Raw genomic sequence first — 25334 nt, 5'->3', positions numbered from 1 at the left:
CGGATGCCCCCGCGCAAGATAAACCTGGTCGAGGCGGCGGACGCGAAGATCGCCAAGGTCTTCGATCCGCACATCGCCGGCGACGTCAATGACAGCCAGGCCAAGGTCGCCAAGTTCGGCGCGGCCTTCGACTGGCATGCGCATGACAATGAGGATGAAGCCTTCCTCGTATTGCGTGGGCGCATCGCCATCGATTTCCGCGACGGGCCGGTCGAGCTCGGCGAGGGCGATTTCATCGTCGTGCCGCGCGGCGTCGAGCACCGGCCGCGCTCGCTCACCGAAGAGCCTATCGTGCTGATGTTCGAGCCGGCGACGACCTTGAACACCGGCAATGCCAAGAGCGACCTCACTGTCACCGACCTGAAGCGGCTCTGACCATGAACGCGGCCTCTTTCTCCTCGCTCTCGGCCGATCACCAGCGCCTGCAGGCGCTGGTCGGCGCGTGGCGCGGCGAGGAGGACGTCGCGGCGACACAATGGGCCGATGAAGGCGCGGCAACGTCGGAAATCTTGGCGGAAGCGCAGTTCGGCGGGTTGTTCGTGGTGCAGCGTTACAAGCAGCGCCGCGACGGCACGGTCTCGTTCGGCTCGCATAATGTGTTCGGCTTCGACCAGCAGTCCAAACTCGTCACCATGCATCAGTTCGATTCCATGGGCTTCGTGCCGGCCTCGCCGGCCACGGGCACCTGGAATGGCGACGAGCTGGTGCTGGAGCGGTCGTCACCGCGCGGCGCTGCACGGGTGACCTACAGTTTCGACGGCGACGATGCCTACCGCATGCGACTGAACTTCAAACCTGCCGGCAGCGATGGCTGGCAAGACATGGTGAGCGGGCTCTACCGGCGCGTCTCGCCTTCCTCGATCAACGTTTAGAAAAGGGCTCCGATGTCCATTCTCATCGACAAGAACACCAAGGTGCTGGTTCAGGGCCTGACCGGCAAGACCGGCACGTTCCACACCGAGCAGGCGCTGGCCTATCACGGCACCAAGATGGTTGGCGGCATCCATCCCAAGAAGGGCGGCGAGACCTGGACCGGCGCCAAGGGCGAGAGCCTGCCGATCTTCGCTTCCGTCGCCGAGGGCAAGGCCAAGACCGGCGCCAACGCCTCCGTCGTCTACGTGCCGCCGGCGGGCGCCGCCGAAGCCATCATCGAGGCGATCGAGGCCGAGATCCCGCTGATCGTCTGCATCACCGAGGGCATCCCGGTGATGGACATGGTCAAGGTCAAGGCGCGGCTCGATCGCTCGACGTCACGGCTGATCGGACCGAACTGCCCGGGCGTGCTGACCCCCGACGAATGCAAGATCGGCATCATGCCCGGCAACATCTTCCGCAAGGGTTCGGTCGGCGTTGTTTCGCGCTCGGGAACGCTTACCTATGAGGCAGTGTTCCAGACCACCAATGTCGGCCTCGGCCAGACCACCGCCGTCGGCATTGGCGGCGATCCGGTCAAAGGCACCGAGTTCATCGACGTGCTGGAGATGTTCCTCGCCGACGACGAGACCAAGTCGATCATCATGATCGGCGAGATCGGCGGCTCGGCCGAGGAAGACGCCGCGCAGTTCCTCAAGGACGAAGCCAGGCGTGGCCGCAAGAAGCCGATGGCCGGCTTCATCGCCGGGCGCACGGCGCCGGCCGGCCGCACCATGGGCCATGCCGGCGCGGTCATCTCCGGCGGCAAGGGCGGCGCCGAGGACAAGATCGCGGCGATGGAATCGGCCGGGATAAAAGTTTCGCCGTCGCCGGCACGGCTGGGCACGACGCTGGTCGAGGCGATCAAGGGTTAAGAGCGTAGGGGAGTAAGGCAGAAGGGAATAGGGAAAGACAGGCGCTGGACAGCCCTATTCCCTTACTCCCCTATTCCCCTACTCCCTCCAAACTAAGGAGACGGAGCCAGGCTCCGACAAGTGACATGGCACGACAAGATCAGGCCAACGACCAATTTTCGCTCACCTCTTTCCTCTATGGCGGCAATGCCGACTATATCGACGCGCTCTACGCCGCCTATGAGGACGATCCCGGCTCGGTCGATCCGCAGTGGCAGGATTTCTTCGCGGCGCTGAAGGACGACGCCGCGGACGTCCGCAAGAACGCCAACGGCGCTTCCTGGGCCAGGCCCTCCTGGCCGCTCTCGGCCAATGGCGAACTGGTCTCGGCGCTCGACGGCAATTGGGGCCTGGTCGAAAAGACGATCGAGAAGAAGGTCAAAGAAAAGGCGGTCACCAACGGCGTCGTCCTGTCCGATGCCGACGTGCACCAGGCGACGCGCGATTCCGTGCGTGCCATCATGATGATCCGCGCCTACCGCATGCGCGGCCATCTGCATGCCAATCTCGACCCGCTCGGCATCGCCAAGCCGCTCGAGGACTACAACGAGCTGTCGCCGGAGAATTACGGCTTCACGTCAGCAGATTACGACCGGCCGATCTTCCTCGACAATGTGCTGGGGCTCGAGTTCGGCACGATCCGGCAGATGCTGGACATTCTGACCCGCACCTACTGCTCGACGCTCGGCGTCGAGTTCATGCACATCTCCGACCCCGAGGAGAAGGCCTGGATTCAGGCGCGCATCGAGGGCGCCGACAAGGAGATCACCTTCACCGCGACCGGCAAGAAGGCGATCCTGCAGAAGCTGATCGAATCGGAAGGCTTCGAGCAGTTCGCCGACGTCAAGTACAAGGGCACCAAGCGCTTCGGCCTCGACGGCGGCGAGGCGCTGATCCCGGCGCTGGAGCAGATCCTCAAGCGCGGCGGCCAGCTCGGCCTGAAAGAGGTCGTGCTCGGCATGGCGCATCGCGGCCGCCTCAACGTGCTCTCCCAGGTGATGGCCAAGCCGCACCGCGCCATCTTCCATGAGTTCAAGGGCGGCTCGGCGGCACCCGACGAGGTCGAGGGCTCGGGCGACGTTAAGTACCATCTCGGCGCCTCGTCGGACCGCGAGTTCGACGGCAACAAGGTGCACCTGTCGCTGACCGCCAATCCTTCGCATCTGGAAATCGTCGACCCGGTGGTGATGGGCAAGGCGCGCGCCAAGCAGGACCAGTTCGCCGGCCGCGAGCGCGGCGAGATCGTGCCGCTGTCGGAACGCGCCAAGGTGATGCCGCTGCTGTTGCACGGCGACGCCGCCTTTGCCGGCCAGGGCGTGATCGCCGAGATCCTCGGCCTATCCGGCCTGCGCGGCCATCGCGTCGCCGGCACGCTGCATGTCATCATCAACAACCAGATCGGCTTCACCACCAATCCGCGCTTCTCGCGCTCCTCGCCCTATCCGTCGGATGTCGCCAAGATGATCGAGGCGCCGATCTTCCACGTCAATGGCGACGACCCGGAAGCGGTGGTGCACGCCGCCAAGGTGGCGACCGAGTTCCGCATGAAGTTCCACAAGCCGGTGGTGGTGGACATGTTCTGCTACCGCCGCTTCGGCCACAATGAGGGCGACGAACCGGCCTTCACCCAGCCGATCATGTACCGCGCCATCCGCACCCACAAGACGACGGTGCAGATCTATGCCGACCGGCTGATGGCCGAGGGCCACATCACCCAGGCCGAGTTCGACAAGATGAAGGCCGACTGGCGGGCGCATCTGGAAGCCGAGTGGGAAGTCGGCCAGAGCTACAAGCCGAACAAGGCCGACTGGCTGGACGGCGCCTGGTCGGGCCTGCGCACGGCCGACAACCAGGACGAACAGCGGCGCGGCAAGACCGCCGTGCCGGTCAAGACGCTGAAGGAGATCGGCAAGAAGCTGACCGAGGTGCCGAAGGGCTTCGAGGCGCACAAGACGATCGTCCGCTTCCTCGAGAACCGCCGCCAGTCGATCGACTCCGGCGAAGGCATCGACTGGTCGACGGCCGAGGCGCTGGCCTTCGGCGCCATCCTGCTCGACGGCAACCCGATCCGGCTCTCCGGCCAGGATTCCGAGCGCGGCACCTTCTCGCAGCGCCATTCGGTGCTCTACGACCAGCGCGACGAGACGCGCTACATCCCGCTCAACAACCTGTCGGCGGCGCAGGCCGGCTATGAAGTCATCAACTCGATGCTTTCGGAAGAGGCGGTGCTCGGCTTCGAATATGGCTACAGCCTGGCCGAGCCGAAGGCGCTGACGCTGTGGGAAGCACAGTTCGGCGACTTCGCCAACGGCGCCCAGGTGGTGTTCGACCAGTTCATCTCGTCGGGCGAGCGCAAGTGGCTGAGAATGTCGGGCCTCGTCTGCCTGTTGCCGCATGGCTATGAGGGCCAGGGGCCGGAGCATTCCTCGGCCAGGCTCGAGCGCTTCCTGCAGCTCTGCGCCGAGGACAACATGCAGGTGGCCAACGTCACCACGCCGGCCAACTACTTCCACATATTGCGCCGGCAATTGAAGCGCGATTTCCGCAAGCCGCTGATCCTGATGACGCCGAAGTCGCTGCTGCGCCACAAGCGGGCGGTGTCGACGCTGTCGGAGATTTCGGGCGAAAGCTCGTTCCACCGGCTGCTGTGGGACGACGCGCAGCTGTTGCCGAACCAGGCGATCAAGCTGACCAAGGATTCCAAGATCCGTCGCGTCGTGCTGTGCTCGGGCAAGGTCTATTACGACCTCTACGAGGAGCGCGAGAAGCGCGGCATCAACGACATCTACCTGTTGCGCGTCGAGCAGCTCTATCCGTTCCCGGCCAAGGCGCTGATCACCGAGCTGTCACGCTTCCGCAATGCCGAGATGGTGTGGTGCCAGGAGGAGCCCAAGAACATGGGCGCCTGGTCGTTCATCGATCCCTATCTGGAATGGGTGCTGGCGCATATCGACGCCAAGCATCAGCGGGTCCGCTACACCGGCCGGCCGGCGTCCGCCTCGCCGGCGACCGGATTGATGTCGAAGCATCTCAGCCAGCTCGCCGCCTTGCTCGACGACGCGCTCGGCGAATAGAACTCAAGAAGAGACAGAACGGACAGGCACAATGGCTACCGAAATCCGCGTCCCCACCCTCGGCGAATCCGTCACCGAAGCGACCATCGGCAAATGGTTCAAGAAGGTCGGCGATGCGATCGCCGCCGACGAGCCGCTGGTGGAGCTCGAGACCGACAAGGTGACGGTGGAAGTGCCGTCGCCGAGCGCCGGAACGCTCGGCGAGATCGCCGCCAAGGAAGGCGAGACGGTCGGCGTCGGCGCGCTCCTCGGCTCGATCTCGGCCGGCGGCGAGGCCGCGGCTCCGGCGACCAAGCCTCAAGCCGTCTCGCAGGCCTCGAGCCCGGACGCGGCCTCCACCGTCAAGCAGGCGGCGGCCGAGACCGCCAAGATCGCCGGCGATGCCGGCGCGATCGAGCAGCGCACCATGCCGCCGGCGCCGGCGGCTGCGAAGCTCATCGCCGAGGCCAACCTCGCGGTCGACCAGATCACCGGCACCGGCAAGCGCGGCCAGGTGCTGAAGGGCGACGTGCTTGACGCCATCGCCAAGGGCGCGCCGTCGCAGCCGGCCGAGACGCCGAGATCGGCCCCGGTCGCCGTGCGCGCGCCGTCGCCGGCCGAAGACGCTCCGCGCGAGGAGCGCGTGCGCATGACCAAGCTGCGCCAGACCATCGCGCGCCGGCTCAAGGAAGCGCAGTCGACCGCCGCCATGCTGACCACCTTCAACGAGGTCGACATGAGCGCGGTGATGGCGCTGCGGGCCAAGTACAAGGACGTATTCGAGAAGAAGCACGGCGTGAAGCTCGGCTTCATGGGCTTCTTCACCAAGGCGGTGACGCATGCGCTGAAGGAGATCCCGGCGGTCAACGCCGAGATCGACGGCACCGACATCATCTACAAGAACTTCGCCCATGTCGGCGTCGCCGTCGGCACCGACAAGGGCCTGGTGGTGCCGGTGGTGCGCGACGCCGACCAGATGTCCATCGCCGAGATCGAGAAGGAGATCGGCCGGCTGGGTCTCGCCGCGCGCGACGGCAAGCTCTCCGTCGCCGACATGCAGGGCGGCACCTTCACCATCTCCAATGGCGGCGTCTACGGCTCGCTGATGTCGACGCCGATCCTGAATGCGCCGCAGTCCGGCATCCTCGGCATGCACAAGATCCAGGACCGGCCGGTCGTGGTCGGCGGCCAGATCGTGATTAGGCCGATGATGTACCTGGCGCTCAGCTACGACCACCGCATCGTCGACGGCAAGGAAGCGGTGACCTTCCTGGTGCGCGTCAAGGAAAGCCTGGAGGATCCGGAACGGCTGGTGCTCGATCTCTGAGGTCCGTCAAGGTGGGCCGGAGAGACGATCTGCGCCAGCGGATGACGACCGGTTCCTCTGGCTTTCGATCCGGAGCGGTCTTCGCGGTATTTTGTTCGGCGACGCTGACTGCGTCGCCGTCCCACGCCGCCTGCCCGCTGGAACTCGCCGTCTATGGCGATGCCGAAAGCGAGGCCGGCATCGATTTCAGGCCGACCATGGACTCGGCCACCGTCACAAACAGCTTCAAGATGGTGCTCGACAAGGGCCTGGTGCTGGACGGCATCGTCATGTGGACCGACGGCGTGGCGCGGCCTCACGGCTCGCTGATGTACAAATGCCCGACCGGCGACGTCACCGGCGATGAGCTCGCCGCCTGCACGGTGTGGGAGGGCGTCGTTTACAGCGCCGACGACAAGGGCAACATCGCGCTGCTGCCGGCCGAAGGCGCGGAGGCGCCGAAAAGCCTGATCTTTCCGGATCTAGGTGCCTCGCTGCAGATGTCGGCCGCTTATGGCCCAGACGGCTTTTCCAAGGTGCCGTGGGATGTCTTCCTGCTGAAAGGCTGCCAGGAATGAGCGCGGACAAGAAGACGCTGCTGGTCACCGGCGGCAGCCGCGGCATCGGCGCCGCCATCTGCCGGCAGGCCAGCCAGGCCGGCTATCGTGTCGCTGTCAATTTTGTCTCCAACCAGGCAGTCGCCGAGGCGCTGGTCGCCGAACTCAAGGCCGCGGGCGGCGAGGCCATTGCCGTCAAGGGCGATGTCGGCAACGAGGCCGATGTGCTGGCGATGTTCGAGGCGGTGGACAAGGGTTTCGGCCGGCTCGATGCTTTCGTCAACAATGCCGGCATCGTCGACGCCAAGACGCGCGTCGACGAGATGAGCGCCGCGCGGGTCGAGCGCATGATGCGCGTCAATGTCGTCGGCTCCTTCCTCTGCGCGCGCGAGGCGGTCAAGCGCATGTCGACCCGGCATGGCGGCAAGGGCGGCGGCATCGTCAACATCTCTTCCGCCGCGGCGAGGCTGGGTTCGCCCGGCGAATATGTCGACTACGCCGCCTCCAAGGGCGCGATCGACACGCTGACCATCGGCCTGGCACGCGAGGTGGTGCTCGAAGGCATCCGCGTCAACGCCGTCAGCCCCGGCATCACCGACACCGAGATCCATGCCTCCGGCGGCCAGCCGGACCGCGTGGCGCGAATGCGGGACATGCTGCCGATGAAAAGGCCGGGCACCGCGGATGAAGTCGCGAGCGCGGTTCTCTATCTTCTGTCGGACGCGGCCTCCTATATAACGGGCGCGATCCTGAATGTGAGCGGCGGCCGCTAGGCGCCAGAGCAAAGGACAAGACCATGGCCTATGACGTCGTAATCATCGGATCGGGACCGGGCGGCTATGTCTGCGCCATCAAGGCGGCGCAGCTCGGGCTGAAGACGGCGGTGGTCGAGAAGAACGCCACCTTCGGCGGCACCTGCCTCAACATCGGCTGCATTCCGTCGAAGGCGCTGCTCCACGCCTCCGAGATGTTCGCCGAGGCCGGCCATTCCTTCGACACGCTCGGCGTCGAAATCGGCGCGCCGCAGCTCAACCTGAAGAAGATGCTGGCGCACAAGGACGCGACGGTTTCGGCCAACGTCAACGGCGTCGCCTTCCTGTTCAAGAAGAACAAGATCGACAGCTTCCGCGGCACCGGCAAGGTGGTTGGTGCCGGCAAGGTGTCGGTCACCGGCGAGGACGGCAAGGTCGAGGAGATCGAGACCAGGAACATCGTGATTGCCACCGGCTCGGATGTCGCGGGCATTCCCGGCGTCAAGGTCGATTTCGACGAGAAGGTGATCGTGTCCTCGACCGGCGCGCTGTCGCTGGACAAGGTGCCGGGCCATCTGGTGGTGGTCGGCGGCGGCGTCATCGGGCTGGAGCTCGGCTCGGTGTGGGCCAGGCTCGGCGCCAAGGTGACGGTGGTCGAATTCCTCGACACCATCCTCGGCGGCATGGACGGCGAGGTTTCCAAGCAGTTCCAGCGGCTGCTCTCCAAGCAAGGCTTCGAGTTCAAGCTCGGCGCCAAGGTCACCGGGGTCGCCAAGGCCAAGAAGGGCGCCAGCGTCACCTTCGAGCCGGTGAAGGGGGGCGCCGCCGAAACGATCGCCGCCGATGTGGTGCTGGTCGCCACCGGCCGCCGCCCTTATGCCGACAGCCTCGGGCTGAAGGATGCGGGCGTCGAGATGGACGAGCGCGGCCGGGTCAAGACCGACGGGCATCTCAGGACCAACGTTCCCGGCATCTATGCCATCGGCGACGTCATCGCCGGCCCGATGCTGGCGCACAAGGCGGAGGACGAAGGCGTGGCGGTGGCCGAGATCATTGCCGGCCAGGCAGGCCATGTGAACTACGACGTGATCCCGAGCGTCGTCTACACCAGCCCGGAAATCGCCTCGGTCGGCAAGACCGAGGAAGAATTGAAGAAGGCCGGCGTCGACTACAAGGTAGGAAAATTCCCGTTCACGGCCAATGGCCGGGCGCGCGCCATGCTGCACACCGATGGCTTCGTCAAGATCCTGGCCGACAAGCAAAGCGACCGCGTGCTTGGCGTCCATATCGTTGGCTTCGGCGCCGGCGAGATGATCCACGAGGCGGCGGTGTTGATGGAATTCGGCGGCTCGTCGGAAGACCTCGCCCGCACCTGCCACGCGCACCCGACCATGTCGGAGGCGGTGAAGGAAGCGGCGCTGGCCACCTTCTTCAAGCCGATCCACATCTGAAAGGCTCGTATAAACTCTACTCCGGCGGCCATCTGGAGCGGTTCTCTGCGCTTCCGGTGCTCACATACTTTAGTACGCTCCGCTCCGGTTCTCGAAAACCACTCCAGCTGACTCACCGGAGCGAGTTTCTAAGGGCCTTTCTCGCGCCTGCCACCAAACAAAACGGCCCGCCTTTCGGCGGGCCGTTCGTCGTTGAGGTAAGCCCGATTACGGAGACGGCGCAGGTGCCGGAGCGGGCGCCGGGGCCGGTGCTGGCGCGGGAGCCGGCTCTGGTGCCGGAGCGGGCGCTGGCGCAGGTGCCGGGGCAGGTTCGGCAGGCTTCATCGGCTCCGGAGCGGGCGCCGGTGTGCTCGCGGCCGGCGGCTCGGCGGGCGCCGGAGCTTCGCCGCTTCTTCCGAAAACATAGTAGGCAACAATGGCCAGGATAATGACCACCAGGGCAATCAGCCAGCCACTGCCGCCGCCGCCCGATCTGGGAGTGTCGTTAGGGTTCGCCATAAAAGTGTCCTCCGTGGATGAAAAGTATCAAATAACACCCGTCAACGCGCGACCGTTGAACGGGTTTCATACTAGGCCCGGAAAATGCTGAAAGCAGGGCAATTCTGACCTGGAATCCCCTGCCGGCATGCATTTCCACCACAAAATGGGTCGGGATCGAGCCGAACCCGGTCTTTCGAGACCATCCGGCACGAAACCGGGGGAGGTTTGCGCCGCCAAGTCACGAATCAGCCCGGCGCCGGCGCTCCCGCCCTATCGAGGCGCAACCCGGCCGTGCGGATCAGTCGACGGCGGTCACCGTGTAGCCGGCCTTGCGCAAATCCTCGACCAGGCCCTGCGGGCCCGGAAGATGCATGGCGCCGACCGCCATGAAGGCATTGCCCCGGGCCAGGAGCGGTCCGGCATGATCGGCCATCACCTTGTTGCGGCTGGTGATCATGGTCTCCTCGAACGCGGCATAGCCGGCCGGATCATCCTCGTCGCCGGGCAGGACGACGCGAAACAGCGGCCAGAACATGCCGGTCTCGCCGCTCTGGTAGAGAACGATCATGGTTTCGTTGACGTCGTTCACCTTGTCGCCGAGCTTGAGCGCGTCGACCAGACCCTTCATATGGAAGGCCAGCGGCAGCGAGGCCATGGCATGAAGCTGATCGGCGACAGTCTCCAGCCCCTCGACGGATTTGCCTGAAGCCTTGGCGTCCTCGGCGAGCTTGACGTCAAGCACCGGCGCGCCGCCGGCCTTGCGCGCCAGCTCGCAGGCCGGCAGCGCAACCATGGCCGACCGCAGCCAGGGCTTCATCTTGGCGACGGTGGCCGGCGGTATGCCGCGCGCGTCGAGCGCCTTGTTCATGGCGGCAGCGTCGTCGGGCGACAAAAGCGAGGACAGCGTGGTGCTGTCGGTGAACATCATCAGGTCCGGCTCCTTGAGCAGGGCGGCCATCATCTTCTGCTGGTCGAGCACTTCCGTGGTCTCGATGACGACCGTATCGGCGGCGTCGAAAGCCTTCTGCGCAGCCGGCGGCAGCGTGGTGACGCGCGGATCGGTCATGTGCATGGTGCCGAACAGGAAGGAGGGCTTTTCGCCGGGCTTTTCCAGTTTCCACAGCAGGCCCTTGCCGTTGGGCGTGGCCGCTGCTTCGGCTTCTATCTTGCTGTAGACGGCCGGATTGTCCTTGCGCAGCGCGCTCAGCATGTCGGTGCCGCCGCAGGCCGGGGTCTCGGCATGCGCCCGACCGGCAAGCAGCGCGACGATCAGGAAAGACAGGAAAAACAGGACGTTGAGCGCGACAAGTAGCTTCAGCGACACGAGGGCCGCGCGGTCAGCGATGGCGATGACGCGTTTCATAAGTCGCTTCTTACGATCAAAAAGCGGCAAAACGGTTAATCGGCGCAGCCAATTTGAAGGGTTCACGCCCTTGGGTGAGCGGATTCGTAAATCTCGAGCAGCCTTGCGGTGTCGACGCCGGTATAGACCTGTGTGGTCGACAGGCTGGCGTGGCCGAGCAGTTCCTGGATGGTGCGCAGGTCGCCGCCGCGGCCGAGCAGATGCGTGGCGAAGGAGTGGCGCAAGGCGTGCGGAGTCGCGGTGTCGGGCAGGTTGAGCGCCGAGCGCAGCCTCGCCATGTCGCGCTGGACGATCGCCGGATTGAGCGGACCGCCGCGCGCGCCGCGAAACAGCAGGCCCTTCGGATCGATATGGAAGGGGCAGAGCCGGCGGTATTCGGCGACCGCGCGCAAGGCCACCGGCAGCACCGGCACCAGCCTGGTCTTGCCGCCCTTGCCGGTGACGCGCAGCACGGTGTCCGTTTCCGACGACAGCTCGGCGCCGGCGAGGCCGAGCGCCTCGGAAATGCGCAGGCCCGAGCCGTAGAGCAGCGTCAGCACGGCGGCGTTGCGGGCGGCGATCCAGGGTTCTTCCGCGAGCTGGCCCTGCACGGAAACGACCTCTTTTGCATCGCTCGCCGTCAGCGGCTTGGGCAGCGACTTCGGCTGGCGTGGCGCGCGCAGCGCCGCCGCACCCGCGGCATTGGCGAGGCCGCGCCGTTCGAGGAAGCGCAGCAGCGAGCGGATGCCCGCCAGCCCGCGCCCGAGCGTGCGGGCGCCGGCGCCGGCGTTGCGGCGGGCGGCGAGGAAGCCGCGCAAATCGGCCGGGCGCAGCTCGGCGATGTCGGAGATGCCGGGCGGACCACCGCAATGGCCGGTCAGGAAATGCAGGAACTGGCGGGTGTCGCGCTCATAGGCTTCCACCGTTTCCGGCGACAGCCGGCGCTCGCGCGCCAGCATCTTCAGCCAGTTCTCGCGCGCCGCCTGGAGGTCGGGCTTTGCCGGGATGAGGAATTCCTGCATGCGCTGCATTTTCGGCCAGCCAGGTTAGGAAGCGGTGAAGAGCGCGTCATTGAAATGACGGCTGGGGAGGGTTAGAGCAGGGCAAAGGATGTCGCGCCATGACCAAGCCCCAGTACCCCGTCCAGTTGGCCGTGATCGGCGCCGCGCATGGCATCAAGGGCGAGCTGCGGGTGAAGACCTTCACCGGTGATCCGCTGGCGCTGGCCGACTACGGGCCGCTCTACGCCAAGGATGGCCGCGCCTTCCAGATCATCGACATCCGGCCCGCCAATACCGTCGTGGTGGTGCGCTTCAAGGGTGTCAGCGACCGCAACGCCGCCGAGGCGCTTTCCGGCACCGAGCTGTTCGTCGACCGCTCGGTGCTGCCCGACGACGGTGAGGAAGACGAGTTCTACCACGCCGACCTGATCGGGCTGGAGGTCCGGGACGAGACAGGTGCTGCCATCGGCAAGGTGGTCGCCGTGCATAATTTCGGGGGCGGCGACATCCTCGACGTCACGCTCGCCGGCCGCAAGGGCGTGCTGATCCCGTTCACGCAGGCCGCCGTTCCGCAGGTTTCGGTCGTCGAAGGGTTCGTCCGCGTCGATCCGCTGGCCGCCGGCCTGGTCGAGGACGAGGACGGCGAGGCCGCGCCCGGCCGCGACGGCTTCGATCCGAAGGGCCGGCCGCGCGGGCCGAAGGATGCCGGGGGCAACCGGTGAGTTTTGCCGCCTCGGTGCTGACGCTCTATCCAGAGATGTTTCCCGGCCCCCTCGGCCTGTCGCTGGCCGGCCGGGCGCTGGAAGTCGGCACATGGTCGCTTGAGGCGATCCAGATCCGCGATTTCGCCACCGACAGGCATCGCACCGTCGACGACACGCCGGCCGGCGGCGGCGCCGGCATGGTGATGCGCGCCGACGTGCTGGCAAAAGCCATCGACCATGCTTCGCCTCCCGGCGATGCGCGGCCAAGGCTGCTGATGAGCCCGCGCGGCAAGCCGCTGACGCAGGCCCGGGTGCGCGAACTTGCCGCCGGACCGGGCGCGGTCATCCTGTGCGGCCGCTTCGAAGGCGTCGACCAGCGGCTGATCGACGCGCGGGGATTAGAGGAGGTTTCCGTCGGCGACTTCATCCTGTCGGGAGGTGAGCCGGCGGCCCTGGTCCTGCTCGACGCGGTGGTGCGGCTGTTGCCAGGCGTCATGGGCAATGCCGTCTCGGGCGAGGAGGAAAGCTTCGAGAATGGTCTGCTCGAGCATCCGCACTATACGCGGCCGCAGGAGTTCGAGGGCCGGCCGATCCCGGATGTGCTGATCTCGGGCAACCACAGGAAGATCGCCGAATGGCGGCGGGCCGAGGCCGAGAAGCTCACCAGGGAGCGGCGGCCGGATTTGCTGGCGGACGATCCGCCCCGATAGCTCGGGGCGGATCGTCCTTCTCTTTATCTGACCATGATCTTTTCCGAAAACCGGGTCCCGCTTTTCGCTTACGCGGTCCTGCGGTTCGGGATCATGGTTCTCAGCCCTTGGCGAAATAGTAGAAGGCCAGGAACAGGCCGACGGCGACGACGAAGCCGCGCACGACGTTCTGCGGCACGCGCTTGGCGATCCAGACGCCGGCATAGCCACCGAGGGCGCCGCCGGGGATCATGACGATCGCCTGCGGCCAGGCGACGACGCCGCCGGAGACGAAGACCAGGATGGCGATGGCGGCGATGACCACCGCCAGCATGTTCTTCATCGCGTTCAGCCGGTGGTAGTCGCCGGCCTGGGTGAGGCCCAGCGTGGCCAGCATCATGACGCCCATGCCGGCGCCGAAGAAGCCGCCATAGATCGAGGTCAGGAACTGGACGAGCGAACCGGCGAACGAGCCGACGGCCGGCTGGTGTCCGGGCTTCGGCGCCGGCTTCAGCCAGGGGCCGGCGGCGAAAAGGGCGGTCGCCGCCAGAAGCAGCCAGGGCACCAGCGCGCGAAAAGAGGGATTGTCGAGCGCCAGCAGGATAAGCGCGCCGGCCAGCGCGCCGAGGGCCGAGATCAAGCAGAGCAGCAATGCCTCGCGCCAGAAATGCCGGATGTCGGACGCGTAGGCGAGCGTCGAGGTTATGTAGCCCGGAAACTGCGTCACCGAGGAGGTGGCATTGGCGACGATCGGCGGCACGCCGACCAGCGTCATGGCGCCGAAGGTGATGAAGGTTCCGCCACCGGCCACCGCATTGGCGGCGCCGGAGACAAAACCCGCCAGAAAGAGCAGGATCGCGTCGAATGGAGACATCAGCACGTCGTCGGAGTAGGTTGTCCAGCCCGGATTAGGAAGCTTGACGGGCGCGCGCAACCCCGCGGCTGGCAATTGCGTGATGGCATGCGGCCAAAAAAGACAGGGCCAAGGCGTGACAAAGCGTCAAAATAGCTGTATGTGCCCGCCCGAACCGGAAGAACAATCTTTCGGAACCCGTCAACAATGACGGTGTAGCCGTCCCTGCCCGATGTCCTATGTTGGACAAAGGGCATAGCCGAGCGGTCATTGGAACTGCAAGGCGAGTCGAGGACGCTCTGACTGTCGGAAGAACAAGAAGTGGATATTTGAGATGGATCTCATCCGCCAGCTCGAGGCCGAACAGGCCGCCAAGATCGAAGCCAAGCGCAAGCTTCCCGAATTCCAGCCCGGCGACACCGTGCGCGTCCAGGTCCGCGTGACCGAAGGCAGCCGCACCCGCGTCCAGGCCTATGAGGGCGTCGTCATTGCCCGTTCCGGCTCGGGCTTCCAGGAGAATTTCACCGTCCGCAAGATTTCCTACGGCGAAGGCGTGGAGCGCGTGTTCCCGGTCTACTCGCCGATGGTCGAGGGCGTCGAGATCGTGCGCCGCGGCAAGGTGCGCCGCGCCAAGCTCTATTACCTTCGCGACCGTCGCGGCAAGTCGGCCCGCATCTCGGAGAACACCGGCGTGCGCGCCCGCAAGCTCAACGACGAGGAGCGTGATGCGCTGAACGCCGAGAAGGCGCGCATCGAGGCCGAGAAGGTCGCCGCCGCCGAGGCGCTGGCCGTCGAGAAGGCCGCGCAGGACGCCGCCGAGAAGAAGGCCGCCGCCGAGGCTGCCAAGGCCGCGGAAGCCGCCGCCGAATAAGCTTCTCGACAATTCGTTTATGGAAAAGGCGGCTTCGGCCGCCTTTTTTCGTTTGGTGGTGTCGAAAGCGTTTGGATTTGGCCGAGGCTCCGCCCGTGGATGACGACGTCGGGGTTGACATTCAAATATCTTGTACACTAGGTAATCGTGCACAAGATAACAGGAGACCACCTATGTCAGCACTCTACACCACCCAGGCCCGCGTCAGCGGCGGCCGCGCCGGCCACGCCGAGACCAGCGACGGGCTGCTCAAGGTCGATCTGGCAATGCCGAAGGAACTGGGCGGGCAGGGCGGCGCCACCAATCCCGAGCAGCTTTTCGCCGCCGGCTACGCGGCCTGCTTCGAAAGCGCGATCCGCTTCGTCGCGCGCAAGGAGAAGCTGCCGCTCGAAGACGCCGCGGTGACCGCCAGCGTCAGCCTCCACCCCAACGGCCAGGGCGGGTTCCGGCTCGGTGTGTCGCTGGCGGCGGAAACGAAAGGCCTTGATCACACGGCGGCGGAAGCGCTTGTATCGGCGGCGCACCAGATTTGCCCCTATTCCAACGCCATCAGGGGCAACATAGATGTTGCGCTTTCGACCGTGGCGCTTCCGGCAAAGGCAGCATGACAACAAGAACCACAGAGACCGTCAGCGACGTCCCGGCGGATAGCGCCGGGGCGATTGCCGTTCCGCGGCTGGACCAGCAGCTCTGCTTTGCGCTCTATTCGGCGAGCGGGCTGATGACCAAGCTCTACCGGCCGCTGCTCGATCCGCTGGGCCTCACCTATCCGCAATATCTGGCCATGCTGGTGTTGTGGGAGCGCGCGCCGAGCACGGTCGGCGCGCTTGGCGAAGCGCTGGGCCTGGATTCGGCGACGCTGACGCCGTTGATCAAGCGGATGGAAGCGGGTGGTCTCGTTACGCGCAGGCGCGACAGCGCCGACGAGCGCAGGGTGCTGGTCGAGCCGACGGCCAAGGGGCAGGCGCTGCGCGCCCGCGTGAAGGATGTGCAGGCGGGCCTCGACTGCGCCATGCCGATGGAGCGCGCCGAGCTCAAGGCCCTGCATGGAACGCTCACCCGTCTCGTCGCCGGCTTGCGCGAGGCAATGGAATAGACACCCGCCGAAGATGCTGCAAATCCGCTTCGTCGTGAGCATGGGATCAGCTTCAGCCCCGTGGCGTTGCGGATCGACTTGCAAGGCGCTTGCGGAAAGCTAAAGTCGGCGCCGGATTTTCCTGCAAGCCCCGCACTTTCGTGGGGCGTTTCAAGTTCTGGAGCGTGTCATGACAAAATCGAAACTGCTGCTGGCGGCCGTGCTGGCCTGCCTTCTCGCGCCTGTCGCCGCGTTGGCCGAGACGCTGCCCGACCTCGGCGGCAAGAAGGTGGTGGTGGTGACGGAGAACGCCTATCCGCCGCTGCAGTTCATCGATTCCAAAACCGGCAAGCAGATCGGCTGGGAATATGACGCGATGGACGAGATCGCCAAGCGGCTGAACTTCAAGGTCGAGTACCAGAACACCTCCTGGGACGCGATGATCCAGGCGGTTTCCGACAACCAGTACAACATCGGCATGACCGGCATCACCATCAAGGACGACCGCAAGGAGAAGGTCGACTTCTCCGACCCCTATATGCGTTCGGAGCAGTTCATGCTGGTGCGCGGCGATGAAAGCCGCTTCACCGACGCCAAGACCTTCGGCGCCTTCAAGGACGGGCTGATCGGCGCGCAGGCCGGCACCACGCCCTTCTACACCGCCGTCTACAGCGTGCTCGACGGCAACGAGCAGAACCCGCGCATAAAGCTGTTCGAGACGTTCGGCGCCACGGTGCAGGCGCTGAAGTCGGGCGACGTCGACGTGGTGCTGACCGACGGCACCGCCGGCAAGGGCTATGTCGACGCTTCGGAAGGTAAGCTGAAGCTGATCGGCGGGCCGCTCGGCACCGAGGATTTCGGCTTCATCTTCCCCAAGGGATCGGATTTGGTGAAACCAGTCAACGCCGCGATCGCCTCGCTCAAGGCCGACGGCACGCTCGATGCGCTGAACAAGAAGTGGTTCCTTGATTACAAGATGGGGCAGTGAGCTCGTCTTGGTGCGCGCAGTGGGTTTGCAGGAAATTGCGCTGACATTGCGCCCAGGCCCCCCTCTCTGCCCTGCCGGGCATCTCCCCCTCAAGGGGGGAGATTGGCAGCTCCGCCGACGGTGCTCTTCATTCAACGTTGGTGATTGGCGAAAGCAAACGCGAAGTTCGATCTCCCCCCTTGAGGGGGAGATGGCCGGCAGGCCAGAGAGGGGTTCCTTGGCGCAGTCCTCTCGGGACTACCTCTCAAGCGCCGCCGCCTGATGCCCGCATCGTCCTCCGCCAAAGCCGAATTCCCCTGGTGGCTGGCCGCCGCCCTGGCGCTGGCGCTGGCGGCGGCGCTGTTCATTGCGTCGAGCGACCTCTACGCCCAGGTCTTCGCCACCGTCGCCAAGGGCATCGGCATCACTGTCTTCGTCACCGTGGTCGCGTTCGCGCTGGCCTCGGCGATCGGGCTCGGCGTCGCGCTGATGGGGCTGTCGAGCTCGCGGGTGCTTCGCCAGATCGCCCGCTTCTATGTCGAGATCATCCGCGGCGTGCCGATCCTGGTGCTCTTGTTCTGGATCGCGTTCGCCGGCGCGCCGGCCGTCGTGGCTGCGTGGAACGCGCTGACCGCGCCGCTGCAAAGCGCCGGCTATCTCGGCGAACTGCTGGTGCGCGACGTCTCGCTTTTGTGGCGCGCCATCATGGCGCTGACCATCGGCTATTCCGCCTTCATCTCGGAAGTGTTCCGCGCCGGCATCCAGTCGGTCGAGAAGGGCCAGATCGAGGCGGCCAAGGCGCTCGGACTGACGCGCGCGCAGCGCTTCCGGCTGATCGTCTTCCCGCAGGCGATCCGCACCATCCTGCCGCCGCTCGGCAACGACTTCGTCGCCATGGTCAAGGATTCCTCGCTGGTCTCGGTGCTCGGCGTCGCCGACATCACCCAGATGGGCAAGGTCTATGCCGCCGGTTCGTTCCGCTTCTTCGAGACCTATTCGATCGTCGCCTATATCTATCTGATCCTCACCGTCGGCCTGTCGCTGGCGCTCAGGGCGCTGGAGCAGCGGCTGCGCCGCCAGCACCAGGAATAGAAGTCCAACAAAGACCGCGCTACGATCCGTCCCGCGCGCCAGCGGAGGAGGACAATTTGGTGGATTTCGACAAGGCCAATGCGGCGCTGGATTCCGTCTATACGGCCGACACGCCGGAGGCGCTCGCCAAGGCCTATGCCGAATGGGCCGCGACCTATGACAGCGAAACCGCCTCGCTCGGCTATCTGCTGCCGTTCCTGATCACCGCCTGGGTGGCGCGCCATGTGCCTGTCGGCGAAGGCCCGCTGCTCGACGCCGGCTGCGGCACCGGCCTCTCCGGCCAGTCGCTGAAGGCGCTTGGCTATGCCGACATTGCCGGGCTCGATCTCTCCGACGACATGCTGAAGATCGCCGGCAGCCGCAACGCCTACAGCGAGCTGAAGAAGGCGATGCTCGGCGGGCCGCTGCCTTGGCCGGACGGCCATTTCCGCGCCTTCTTCTCGACCGGCGTGTTCACCATCGGCCATGCGCCGGCATCTGGCCTGCATGAGCTGGTGCGCATCACCCGACGCGGCGGCCACGCCATCTTCACGGTGCGAGACCAAGTGTTCGAGAGCGGCGGATTTCAAGATGTCTTCGACAGCCTTGAGCGGGAGGAGAAATGGCGGCTGGTAGAGCAAAGTCCCTGGTTCCGCTGCTACGCGATCGGCGATCCGGAGGCGCTGGTGAAGACGTTCGTGTTTGAGGTGGTGTGAGCGCCAATCACCGATGTCGGCGCCGCCCCTCATCGCCCTGCCGGGCACTTCTCCCCGTATAGTGACGGGGAGAAGGGGCTGGCCGCAACGCCGGCTCTCTTCATCCAAACTTAGCAATTGGCGAAATCGCCGATGAGAGCGTTCCTCTCCCCGTCACTATACGGGGAGAGGGTGCCGGCAGGCAGGTGAGGGGCAGCGCTGACGTTCGGTGTCTAAGCCGCAAATGCCAGCCGATTGCCGAAATCGGCAAACATTGATATGAGCAGCGCCATGGAAGAGCTTTTCGGCGATCCGGCCTACAAGGGTTTCGTGCTGCAGGACAGAAAGCGCCTGCCGTCGCGATTTGCCGCGCGCGTTTGCGGCGCGCTCACCAGCCGACTTAGCTAGGCCGTCTTCGCCTCGTCGCCCTTGCCGGGCTTGCATGGCCCGGCACCGGCTTCTTCCCTTTTTCATATCGACGGATTTACGCACATGAGCGCACCGCGCACCCTCTACGACAAGATCTTCGACGACCATCTGGTCGACCGCCAGGACGACGGCACCTGCCTGCTCTACATCGACCGCCATCTCGTTCACGAGGTGACCAGCCCGCAGGCCTTCGAGGGCCTGCGCATGAGCGGCAGAAAAGTCCGGCATCCGGAAAAGACGCTGGCCGTGGTCGACCACAATGTGCCGACCTCGCCCGAGCGCAAGTTCGGCATCAAGAACGAGGAAAGCCGGATCCAGGTCGAGGCGCTGGCCAGGAACGCCAAGGATTTCGGCATCGACTATTATTCCGAGAACGACATCCGCCAGGGCATCGTCCACATCATCGGCCCGGAGCAGGGCTTCACCCTGCCCGGCATGACCATCGTCTGCGGCGACAGCCACACCTCCACGCACGGCGCCTTCGGGGCGCTGGCGCATGGCATCGGCACGTCGGAAGTCGAGCATGTGCTGGCGACGCAGACGCTGATCCAGCGCAAGGCCAAGAACATGCTGGTGCGCGTGGACGGCACGCTGCCGGAAGGCGTCACCGCCAAGGACATCATCCTCGCCATCATCGGCGAGATCGGCACCGCCGGCGGCACCGGCTACGTCATTGAATATGCCGGTGAGGCGATCCGCGCGCTGTCGATGGAAGGCCGCATGACGATCTGCAACATGTCGATCGAGGGCGGCGCGCGCGCCGGCCTGATCGCGCCGGACGAGACGACCTTCGCCTATGTCAAGGACAAGCCGCGCGCGCCGAAGGGCGCGGCCTGGGATGCCGCACTTGCCTATTGGAAGACGCTGCATTCGGATGAAGGCGCGCATTTCGACAAGGTGGTCGTGCTCGACGCGCAGAAGCTGCCGCCGATCGTCTCCTGGGGCTCCTCGCCCGAGGATGTGGTCTCGGTGCAGGGCTTCGTGCCCAATCCGGAAGAGATCACCGACGAGAACAAGCGCTCGTCGAAGCTGCGCGCGCTCGACTATATGGGGCTGACGCCCGGCACCAAGATCACCGACATCGAACTCGATCGCGTATTCATCGGCTCCTGCACCAATGGCCGCATCGAGGATCTGCGCGCCGCCGCCAAGGTGGTCGAGGGCAAAAAGGTCAATCCGCGCGTCAACGCCATGATCGTGCCGGGCTCTGGCCTGGTCAAGGAACAGGCGGAGGCCGAGGGGCTGGACAAGATCTTCCTCGCCGCCGGCTTCGACTGGCGCGAGCCGGGCTGCTCGATGTGTCTCGCCATGAACGACGACCGGCTGAAGCCGCATGAGCGCTGCGCCTCGACCTCGAACCGCAATTTCGAGGGCCGGCAAGGCTTCAAGGGCCGCACCCATCTGGTGTCGCCGGCCATGGCCGCGGCGGCCGCGATCGCCGGCCATTTCGTCGACATCCGCGACTGGAAATAGCAGCCGCGGCATTCGCATACGGACAAGATCAAAACCCCGAACCATCCAGGTGGCTCGGGGTTTTTCTTTGCCGCGCCTCCGGCTTTTTTCGGAAAGGCGGCCTTCGCTTAACCGCTTGTTTGGGCTTGCGCTTTAGCATCTTCCCTCACGTAAGCGGGGAAATCACAGTCGTTTGGACACGGGTCTGCTCATAGCGCTGCTCAACCCGACGATCGCGCTGGCGCTTGGCGCCGCGTTCCTCGTCCTGTGGTTCCATCAGCGCCATCGCCCCTACCTGGCGGTGCTGGCCACGAGCTACTGCCTGTCGGCCCCCGGCTTCCTGTTCCAGTATTTCACCCTTCCTGTCGGGATGGTGCTGACCAAGCTTGTCTCCAACATATGCTTCACGGCGGCCGGCTGTTGCCTCTCCAGCGCGATCGTTGCGCGCTACGGGCGACGCGTCCCCTATGTCGGCATCGCGCTCACCACCGGCGGCGGGCTCGCCGCCTTTTCATGGTTCATGTTCGTGCAGCCGGATCTCACCTGGCGCATCCTGTCGATGAATTTCGGTTTCGGCGCCCTTAGCCTGCTGGTCGCCGCGGAACTGCGCACGGTGCGCGGCAACGGCCCGACCGAGAAGATCCTGTTCGTGCTGTCGCTGCTTTCGGGGTTGAACTTCGTCGTCCGAACCCTGATCGTCGTCATCGCGCACGGGCCGTTCCCGAGCTATGACGGATTCTACGGCTCGTCCTACTGGACGACGGCGCTGCTCTCGCATGCGCTGCTGTCGCTGCTGATCGCGCTTTCCCTGTTCACAGCGGCCGCGCTCGACGTCTTGAAGGCGCTGAAGGCCGAGACCCATACCGATCCGCTGTCCGGCCTGCTCAACCGCCGCGGCTTCGAGGAGCGGGCGGCGCTGCTGCTCGACCAGTGTGCCAAGGCGAAATTCCCCGTCGCCATGGTGCTTGCCGACCTCGACCACTTCAAGGCGCTCAACGACCAGCACGGGCACGCGGTCGGCGACAGGGTGATCGCCGACTTTGCCGCCAAGCTGAGCTTCGCCACCGGCACGCGCGGCGCCGCCGGCCGCATCGGCGGCGAGGAGTTCGCCGTGCTACTGCCGCTGTGCGACCTGGCTTCTGCCCGCCTGTTCGCCGAGGCGATCCGCTCGCTCTATTCGTCCGGCGGCGTCGCCAGCCTGCCGCGAGGCGTCAGGGTGACGGCGAGCTTCGGCGTCGCTGCCCGCACCGGCGACGAAGGCCTGGCGCCGCTGATGCGCCGCGCCGACGACGCGCTCTACAAGGCCAAGAAGAACGGCCGCGACAGCGTGCGCCTGTCCTATGAGCGTCCCGAAACGGTCTTCGTGCCGGAGCCCGCCAGCGTCGGGTGAGGCCAAGCGGCCCGATCATGACCCGACGTTAACGTCTTTTTCGCCCGTCGATGCTTTGCTGTCGGCGGGGGTTTTTGGACCATGGGCAGCGCGGACGTCATCCTCGTGATCAACCTGTTCGTCGCCGGACTGCTGGCGGCGGCGTTCATGACGATCGCCATCTACGACAAAGGCCGGGTGTCGGCGCGCTGGCTGGCCTTCGGCTATGTGCTGGGCATGGTCTATTTCGCGTTCGAGTTCGTCATCCCCGCCTTCGACAATGCCCGGCTTCCGGTGGTCGCGGCCTTTGCCGTCTTCCTCGGCGCCACCATCGTCTTCAATGGCGGACTTGCGCATAAATACGGCGTGGCGCCGCCCTGGTGGCCGATGCTGTTCTTCCTGGCCATCGCCTCCGTCACCGTCTATCTGGTGCAGGAATTGCCGCGCCAGTCGCTGACGGCGATGATGGCCTATCAGCTTCCCTACGCCGTCATGCAGTTCACCGCGCTCGGCATCGTCTGGTCGTCAAGGCAAAGGCGCGAGCGGCTCGATACCATACTGATGGCCGTGCTGACGGCCAGCGCGCTGCAGTTTGCCTCCAAGCCCTTCATCGCGCATGGGCTGGGCGGCCGCGGCGCCGACCCGCAATCCGCTACGCGCTGGTGTCGCAATCGCTCGGCACCGTTTTCGGCCTGGCGCTGGCGCTGCTTGCGCTGGCCATACTGGTGCGCGACGTGCTGGCCGAGGCGACCTCGAAATCGGAAACCGACGCGCTGTCCAGGCTGCTCAACCGCGGCGGCTTCGAGCGCCATGCCGAAATCACCCTCAAGGACGCGGCGCGGCGGGGCGTTCCGGTGGCGCTGGTGATCGCCGACCTCGACCATTTCAAGGGCATCAACGACAATTTCGGCCACGCCTGCGGCGACCGGGTGATCGAGACCTTCGCCGGCTTTCTGCGCGAGGCGGCGGCCGACCATCACGTCGCCGGGCGCATTGGCGGCGAGGAGTTCGCCATCATCCTGCCGGGCACCAATCTCGCAGCCGCGCGGCTGTTCGCCGAAGGCGCGCGCAGCGCTTTCGGCGCCCTGCCGATCGACAGCCTGCCCGCCGAGCATCGCTGCAGCGCCAGCTTCGGCGTCGCCGAGCTCGGCGCGGGCGAGGGTTTTTCCGATCTGTTGCGGCGCGCCGACGAGGCGCTCTATCAGGCCAAGGGCGGCGGCCGCGATTGCGTGCGCGTCTCGGCCGGGCCGGCCGGACGGCAGGCGTCCCCCGTCTTCAACGGCAGGGGCTGAGGTTCGGCATCTCGCCGTCGGACAGGCCGTACATATAGGAGCGGCCCTTGATGAAAACCGGCGGCTGATAGCAGCCGCGGCCAACGGTCTCGTCGGATTCGTTCTCGTAGATCACGTCGGGCTCGCCGGCACTGGTAAAGTTCGAGAGTTCCTTGGCGTGCCTGCCTTCGCCGACGATGATGCGCTTGTAGCCGGCGGCGCTGTCGATGACGAGGTTGCCGAAGGAATCGGCATAGACGCGGTCGTGGTGGCGCAGCCCGGCCTCGGCCGGCGCCGTGGAGCCGACGGCAAGTGCCGCCAGCGCAAGCGCCGCAAGGCGCAGTCTGCTCGAATTCGAACGCATGGCACCCTCCATTTGCTTCGACCGTTTCGGTCTGGAGCCTGTCGAATCGGAAATTAACCTTTTCTTAACCTTTGTTAAGAGCCGGGACGTTTTCTCAGCCGGACTTTAACAAACATGGTTAATTTCGGACGACGGGGCGGCCATCTTTCGGCCATGCTTGCCCGCACCATCTCGCCACCTCGACCAGCCGTTTGGGCCGGGTGAGCTTGATCAGGAACGACATCGTGGCTAGCGTGCCGCGCACGGGAGGGGCAGCACATGGCGTCACGCCGCTTGGTTCGGGGATTGCTCCTTGCTCCGTTGCTCGCTGCAGCCGCAGCCTGCGTGCCGCAGGACGGCGCGCCCAAGGCGGCATCGGCTGCGGCCTTTCCCGCTCCGGCTCAGCAGGCCACCGCGCCCGCGGCGCCGCCAGCACCTGCTCCGGCATCTGCAGCCAAGATCACCACCGACCTGACTGCGCCGCGATCGGCTATCGGCATGGCCACCTACAGATGCAATGGCTCCGTGATCTCGATCCAAAATCTCGGCACGTCGCTGCGTGTCGCGGGGCCGGATGGCTGGACCGAGGAGTTTGCGGCGTCGCCCGCCAACCAGAGCAGCCGCTACCAGGCGGCGGCGACGCATGACGCAGTTGTGATCGACGGACGCGAGGCCTTGCTGATGAAGAAAGGATCGACGCCGCTCACTTGCAGAAGGTAGCAATCTTCATCGGCATGCCGCACTGCAGCGAAACATTGCGCCGGCTTTCGGCCGCGCCCTAATCGATTGAAGCAAAGCCGGCCTTTTTGTCAGACTAAATGACGTTTCCAAAACGATTTTCCGGCTTTGACGCGGTGCAAAAAGAGCATTAGAAACCGGCTGTCCGAAGTCGCAACCGAAGGCGGCAATGCCGCCTTTCCGCTGGGGCTCCAGGGGACGCCGAACTGGGGGAGCCATGAGCAAATCACCAGCCACCCGCGAATTTGCCAGACGTGAACGGCCGCTTTCGCCGCACCTCACCGTCTATCGGCCGCCGATCACGATGACGATGTCGATCATCCATCGCATCACCGGCGGCGCGCTTTATTTCGGCACGCTGCTTGTGGCGTTCTGGCTGATGGCGGCGGCGAGTTCCGAGGCCACCTTCGATTGGGTCAACTGGGCCTTCGGCTCGTGGCTGGGGCGGCTGGTGCTGTTCGGCTACACCTGGGCGCTGATGCACCACATGCTGGGCGGCATACGCCACCTGGTCTGGGACACCGGCGCCGGGCTCGAGAAGCACACCGCCTCGAAGATCGCCTGGGCGACGCTGGCCGGCTCGATCCTGCTCACGCTGCTGATCTGGATCGCCGGCTACATGGCGCGGGGAGCCTGACCATGAGCGGCAAGAATACCGACATGCGCACGCCGCTGGCCAAGGTGCGCGGCCTCGGCTCCGCCCGGGAGGGCACCGGCCATTTCTGGCGCCAGCGGCTGACGGCGATCGCCAACATCCCGCTGATCCTGTTCTTCGTCGGCTTCCTGATCGCGCTCAACGGCCACGGCTACACGGAAGTGCGGGCGGCGCTCGCCAATCCGTTCGTGGCGCTGGTGCTGGCGCTGGTGCTGATTTCCGGCCTCTACCACATGCGGCTCGGCATGCAGGTGATCATCGAGGATTACGTGCATGGCGAAGGCATGAAGCTGGCGCTGATCGCGCTCAACACATTCTTTTCCGTAGCGGTCGGCGTCGCCTCGCTCTTCGCCCTGCTCAAACTGGCATTCGGAGGCTGACATT

The 25334-nt window shown here is 65.5% G+C and carries 25 protein-coding genes and 1 pseudogene; 22 read left to right on the top strand and 4 right to left on the bottom strand.

Features of this window, described 5'->3' with window-relative positions:
• Positions 1-3: 3 nt before the first annotated feature.
• From EN786_RS17420 to lpdA, 8 genes are all read left to right on the top strand, one after another.
• A complete protein-coding gene (locus EN786_RS17420) occupies positions 4-375 on the top strand; it encodes a cupin domain-containing protein (RefSeq protein ID WP_127282096.1) in 372 nt (123 codons plus the stop codon).
• A gap of 2 nt (positions 376-377) precedes the next feature.
• Positions 378-872 carry a DUF1579 family protein gene (locus EN786_RS17415; RefSeq protein WP_127282095.1) on the top strand — a complete coding sequence of 165 codons (495 nt, stop codon included), beginning with the start codon at positions 378-380 and terminating at the stop codon, positions 870-872.
• A gap of 12 nt (positions 873-884) precedes the next feature.
• Positions 885-1787 carry a succinate--CoA ligase subunit alpha gene (gene sucD / locus EN786_RS17410; RefSeq protein WP_127282094.1) on the top strand — a complete coding sequence of 301 codons (903 nt, stop codon included), beginning with the start codon at positions 885-887 and terminating at the stop codon, positions 1785-1787.
• 125 nt (positions 1788-1912) lie between these two features.
• Complete coding sequence (locus tag EN786_RS17405) at positions 1913-4900, top strand: 2-oxoglutarate dehydrogenase E1 component (RefSeq protein WP_127282093.1); 2988 nt, start codon at positions 1913-1915, stop codon at positions 4898-4900.
• 31 nt (positions 4901-4931) lie between these two features.
• Positions 4932-6206, top strand: coding sequence for a 2-oxoglutarate dehydrogenase complex dihydrolipoyllysine-residue succinyltransferase (odhB, locus tag EN786_RS17400; protein WP_127309316.1), 1275 nt, complete (start codon positions 4932-4934; stop codon positions 6204-6206).
• Positions 6207-6247: 41 nt separating this feature from the next.
• Positions 6248-6763: a hypothetical protein gene (locus EN786_RS17395; protein WP_189340302.1), complete on the top strand. Its 516-nt coding sequence runs from the start codon at positions 6248-6250 to the stop codon at positions 6761-6763.
• Entirely contained in the window at positions 6760-7515 is a 756-nt protein-coding gene (locus tag EN786_RS17390) for an SDR family oxidoreductase (RefSeq protein WP_127282088.1), read from the top strand. Before EN786_RS17395 ends, EN786_RS17390 begins: the two co-directional genes overlap by 4 nt.
• Positions 7516-7538: 23 nt before the next feature.
• Positions 7539-8945 carry a dihydrolipoyl dehydrogenase gene (lpdA, locus tag EN786_RS17385; protein WP_127282087.1) on the top strand — a complete coding sequence of 469 codons (1407 nt, stop codon included), beginning with the start codon at positions 7539-7541 and terminating at the stop codon, positions 8943-8945.
• A 778-nt stretch (positions 8946-9723) separates the two neighbouring features.
• Here the strand turns inward: lpdA and EN786_RS17375 are convergent.
• Both EN786_RS17375 and EN786_RS17370 read right to left on the bottom strand, forming a co-directional pair.
• The gene (locus EN786_RS17375; RefSeq protein ID WP_135908688.1) at positions 9724-10788 is read right to left on the bottom strand and encodes a TraB/GumN family protein; all 1065 of its coding nucleotides are present in this window, start codon (positions 10786-10788) and stop codon (positions 9724-9726) included.
• Between the two features lie 62 nt (positions 10789-10850).
• Positions 10851-11789: a tyrosine recombinase XerC gene (locus EN786_RS17370; protein WP_127282108.1), complete on the bottom strand. Its 939-nt coding sequence runs from the start codon at positions 11787-11789 to the stop codon at positions 10851-10853.
• A gap of 98 nt (positions 11790-11887) precedes the next feature.
• Between EN786_RS17370 and rimM the strand changes: the two genes are divergently transcribed.
• Positions 11888-12490 carry a ribosome maturation factor RimM gene (gene rimM, locus EN786_RS17365; protein ID WP_127309320.1) on the top strand — a complete coding sequence of 201 codons (603 nt, stop codon included), beginning with the start codon at positions 11888-11890 and terminating at the stop codon, positions 12488-12490.
• Entirely contained in the window at positions 12487-13182 is a 696-nt protein-coding gene (gene trmD / locus EN786_RS17360) for a tRNA (guanosine(37)-N1)-methyltransferase TrmD (protein ID WP_127282084.1), read from the top strand. The genes rimM and trmD overlap by 4 nt, the downstream gene beginning before the upstream one ends.
• A gap of 100 nt (positions 13183-13282) precedes the next feature.
• On the opposite strand, the gene EN786_RS17355 is transcribed toward trmD, so the two are convergent.
• Positions 13283-14035, bottom strand: a complete 753-nt coding sequence (locus EN786_RS17355) for a sulfite exporter TauE/SafE family protein (RefSeq protein ID WP_127309321.1) — start codon at positions 14033-14035, stop codon at positions 13283-13285.
• A 313-nt stretch (positions 14036-14348) separates the two neighbouring features.
• On the opposite strand from EN786_RS17355, the gene rplS reads away from it, so the two are divergent.
• From rplS to EN786_RS17305, 9 genes and pseudogenes are all read left to right on the top strand, one after another.
• Positions 14349-14885 (top strand): 50S ribosomal protein L19, encoded by a 537-nt coding sequence (gene rplS / locus EN786_RS17350; protein ID WP_127282082.1) that lies wholly within the window; start codon positions 14349-14351, stop codon positions 14883-14885.
• A gap of 173 nt (positions 14886-15058) precedes the next feature.
• Positions 15059-15493 (top strand): organic hydroperoxide resistance protein, encoded by a 435-nt coding sequence (locus tag EN786_RS17345; RefSeq protein ID WP_127309322.1) that lies wholly within the window; start codon positions 15059-15061, stop codon positions 15491-15493.
• The gene (locus tag EN786_RS17340; protein ID WP_127309323.1) at positions 15490-15981 is read left to right on the top strand and encodes a MarR family transcriptional regulator; all 492 of its coding nucleotides are present in this window, start codon (positions 15490-15492) and stop codon (positions 15979-15981) included. The genes EN786_RS17345 and EN786_RS17340 overlap by 4 nt, the downstream gene beginning before the upstream one ends.
• A 169-nt stretch (positions 15982-16150) precedes the next feature.
• Positions 16151-16948 carry a transporter substrate-binding domain-containing protein gene (locus EN786_RS17335; RefSeq protein ID WP_127282079.1) on the top strand — a complete coding sequence of 266 codons (798 nt, stop codon included), beginning with the start codon at positions 16151-16153 and terminating at the stop codon, positions 16946-16948.
• Positions 16949-17209: 261 nt separating this feature from the next.
• Positions 17210-18019 carry an amino acid ABC transporter permease gene (locus EN786_RS17330; protein ID WP_127309324.1) on the top strand — a complete coding sequence of 270 codons (810 nt, stop codon included), beginning with the start codon at positions 17210-17212 and terminating at the stop codon, positions 18017-18019.
• Between the two features lie 59 nt (positions 18020-18078).
• Positions 18079-18714: a class I SAM-dependent methyltransferase gene (locus EN786_RS17325; RefSeq protein WP_127309325.1), complete on the top strand. Its 636-nt coding sequence runs from the start codon at positions 18079-18081 to the stop codon at positions 18712-18714.
• A 471-nt stretch (positions 18715-19185) separates the two neighbouring features.
• On the top strand, positions 19186-20595 hold the full coding sequence (leuC, locus tag EN786_RS17315; RefSeq protein WP_127309326.1) for a 3-isopropylmalate dehydratase large subunit: 1410 nt from the start codon (positions 19186-19188) through the stop codon (positions 20593-20595).
• Between the two features lie 172 nt (positions 20596-20767).
• A complete protein-coding gene (locus EN786_RS17310; RefSeq protein ID WP_127309327.1) occupies positions 20768-21964 on the top strand; it encodes a GGDEF domain-containing protein in 1197 nt (398 codons plus the stop codon).
• A gap of 81 nt (positions 21965-22045) precedes the next feature.
• A pseudogene (locus EN786_RS17305) lies at positions 22046-23235 on the top strand (GGDEF domain-containing protein).
• Here the strand turns inward: EN786_RS17305 and EN786_RS17300 are convergent.
• On the bottom strand, positions 23219-23578 hold the full coding sequence (locus tag EN786_RS17300; protein ID WP_127309329.1) for a hypothetical protein: 360 nt from the start codon (positions 23576-23578) through the stop codon (positions 23219-23221). The pseudogene EN786_RS17305 and the gene EN786_RS17300 overlap by 17 nt on opposite strands.
• Before the next feature lie 258 nt (positions 23579-23836).
• On the opposite strand from EN786_RS17300, the gene EN786_RS17295 reads away from it, so the two are divergent.
• The 3 genes from EN786_RS17295 to sdhD all read left to right on the top strand — a co-directional run bounded on the left by EN786_RS17295 (position 23837) and on the right by sdhD (position 25330).
• The gene (locus EN786_RS17295; RefSeq protein ID WP_127309330.1) at positions 23837-24277 is read left to right on the top strand and encodes a hypothetical protein; all 441 of its coding nucleotides are present in this window, start codon (positions 23837-23839) and stop codon (positions 24275-24277) included.
• Between the two features lie 235 nt (positions 24278-24512).
• Positions 24513-24932, top strand: a complete 420-nt coding sequence (gene sdhC, locus EN786_RS17290) for a succinate dehydrogenase, cytochrome b556 subunit (protein ID WP_127282071.1) — start codon at positions 24513-24515, stop codon at positions 24930-24932.
• Positions 24933-24934: 2 nt separating this feature from the next.
• Positions 24935-25330, top strand: a complete 396-nt coding sequence (gene sdhD / locus EN786_RS17285) for a succinate dehydrogenase, hydrophobic membrane anchor protein (RefSeq protein WP_127282070.1) — start codon at positions 24935-24937, stop codon at positions 25328-25330.
• The last annotated feature ends 4 nt before the right edge of the window (positions 25331-25334 follow it).

Origin of the sequence: Mesorhizobium sp. M4B.F.Ca.ET.143.01.1.1 (assembly GCF_004792275.1) — a bacterium.
GTDB classification, from domain to species: Bacteria; Pseudomonadota; Alphaproteobacteria; order Rhizobiales; family Rhizobiaceae; genus Mesorhizobium; species Mesorhizobium abyssinicae.
The sequence above is the reverse complement of the archived record's forward strand: the minus strand, read 5'-3'. Positions and strand labels throughout refer to the sequence as shown.

What these genes read in the sequence shown, in the direction of transcription:
- EN786_RS17420 (WP_127282096.1), top strand. Translation starts at nt 4, where the DNA reads ATGCCCCCGCGCAAGATAAACCTGGTCGAGGCGGCGGACGCGAAGATC.
- EN786_RS17415 (WP_127282095.1), top strand. Translation starts at nt 378, where the DNA reads ATGAACGCGGCCTCTTTCTCCTCGCTCTCGGCCGATCACCAGCGCCTG.
- sucD (WP_127282094.1), top strand. Translation starts at nt 885, where the DNA reads ATGTCCATTCTCATCGACAAGAACACCAAGGTGCTGGTTCAGGGCCTG.
- EN786_RS17405 (WP_127282093.1), top strand. Translation starts at nt 1,913, where the DNA reads ATGGCACGACAAGATCAGGCCAACGACCAATTTTCGCTCACCTCTTTC.
- odhB (WP_127309316.1), top strand. Translation starts at nt 4,932, where the DNA reads ATGGCTACCGAAATCCGCGTCCCCACCCTCGGCGAATCCGTCACCGAA.
- EN786_RS17395 (WP_189340302.1), top strand. Translation starts at nt 6,248, where the DNA reads ATGACGACCGGTTCCTCTGGCTTTCGATCCGGAGCGGTCTTCGCGGTA.
- EN786_RS17390 (WP_127282088.1), top strand. Translation starts at nt 6,760, where the DNA reads ATGAGCGCGGACAAGAAGACGCTGCTGGTCACCGGCGGCAGCCGCGGC.
- lpdA (WP_127282087.1), top strand. Translation starts at nt 7,539, where the DNA reads ATGGCCTATGACGTCGTAATCATCGGATCGGGACCGGGCGGCTATGTC.
- EN786_RS17375 (WP_135908688.1), bottom strand. Translation starts at nt 10,788, where the DNA reads ATGAAACGCGTCATCGCCATCGCTGACCGCGCGGCCCTCGTGTCGCTG.
- EN786_RS17370 (WP_127282108.1), bottom strand. Translation starts at nt 11,789, where the DNA reads ATGCAGGAATTCCTCATCCCGGCAAAGCCCGACCTCCAGGCGGCGCGC.
- rimM (WP_127309320.1), top strand. Translation starts at nt 11,888, where the DNA reads ATGACCAAGCCCCAGTACCCCGTCCAGTTGGCCGTGATCGGCGCCGCG.
- EN786_RS17355 (WP_127309321.1), bottom strand. Translation starts at nt 14,035, where the DNA reads ATGTCTCCATTCGACGCGATCCTGCTCTTTCTGGCGGGTTTTGTCTCC.
- rplS (WP_127282082.1), top strand. Translation starts at nt 14,349, where the DNA reads ATGGATCTCATCCGCCAGCTCGAGGCCGAACAGGCCGCCAAGATCGAA.
- EN786_RS17345 (WP_127309322.1), top strand. Translation starts at nt 15,059, where the DNA reads ATGTCAGCACTCTACACCACCCAGGCCCGCGTCAGCGGCGGCCGCGCC.
- EN786_RS17340 (WP_127309323.1), top strand. Translation starts at nt 15,490, where the DNA reads ATGACAACAAGAACCACAGAGACCGTCAGCGACGTCCCGGCGGATAGC.
- EN786_RS17335 (WP_127282079.1), top strand. Translation starts at nt 16,151, where the DNA reads ATGACAAAATCGAAACTGCTGCTGGCGGCCGTGCTGGCCTGCCTTCTC.
- EN786_RS17330 (WP_127309324.1), top strand. Translation starts at nt 17,210, where the DNA reads ATGCCCGCATCGTCCTCCGCCAAAGCCGAATTCCCCTGGTGGCTGGCC.
- leuC (WP_127309326.1), top strand. Translation starts at nt 19,186, where the DNA reads ATGAGCGCACCGCGCACCCTCTACGACAAGATCTTCGACGACCATCTG.
- EN786_RS17300 (WP_127309329.1), bottom strand. Translation starts at nt 23,578, where the DNA reads ATGCGTTCGAATTCGAGCAGACTGCGCCTTGCGGCGCTTGCGCTGGCG.
- EN786_RS17295 (WP_127309330.1), top strand. Translation starts at nt 23,837, where the DNA reads ATGGCGTCACGCCGCTTGGTTCGGGGATTGCTCCTTGCTCCGTTGCTC.
- sdhC (WP_127282071.1), top strand. Translation starts at nt 24,513, where the DNA reads ATGAGCAAATCACCAGCCACCCGCGAATTTGCCAGACGTGAACGGCCG.
- sdhD (WP_127282070.1), top strand. Translation starts at nt 24,935, where the DNA reads ATGAGCGGCAAGAATACCGACATGCGCACGCCGCTGGCCAAGGTGCGC.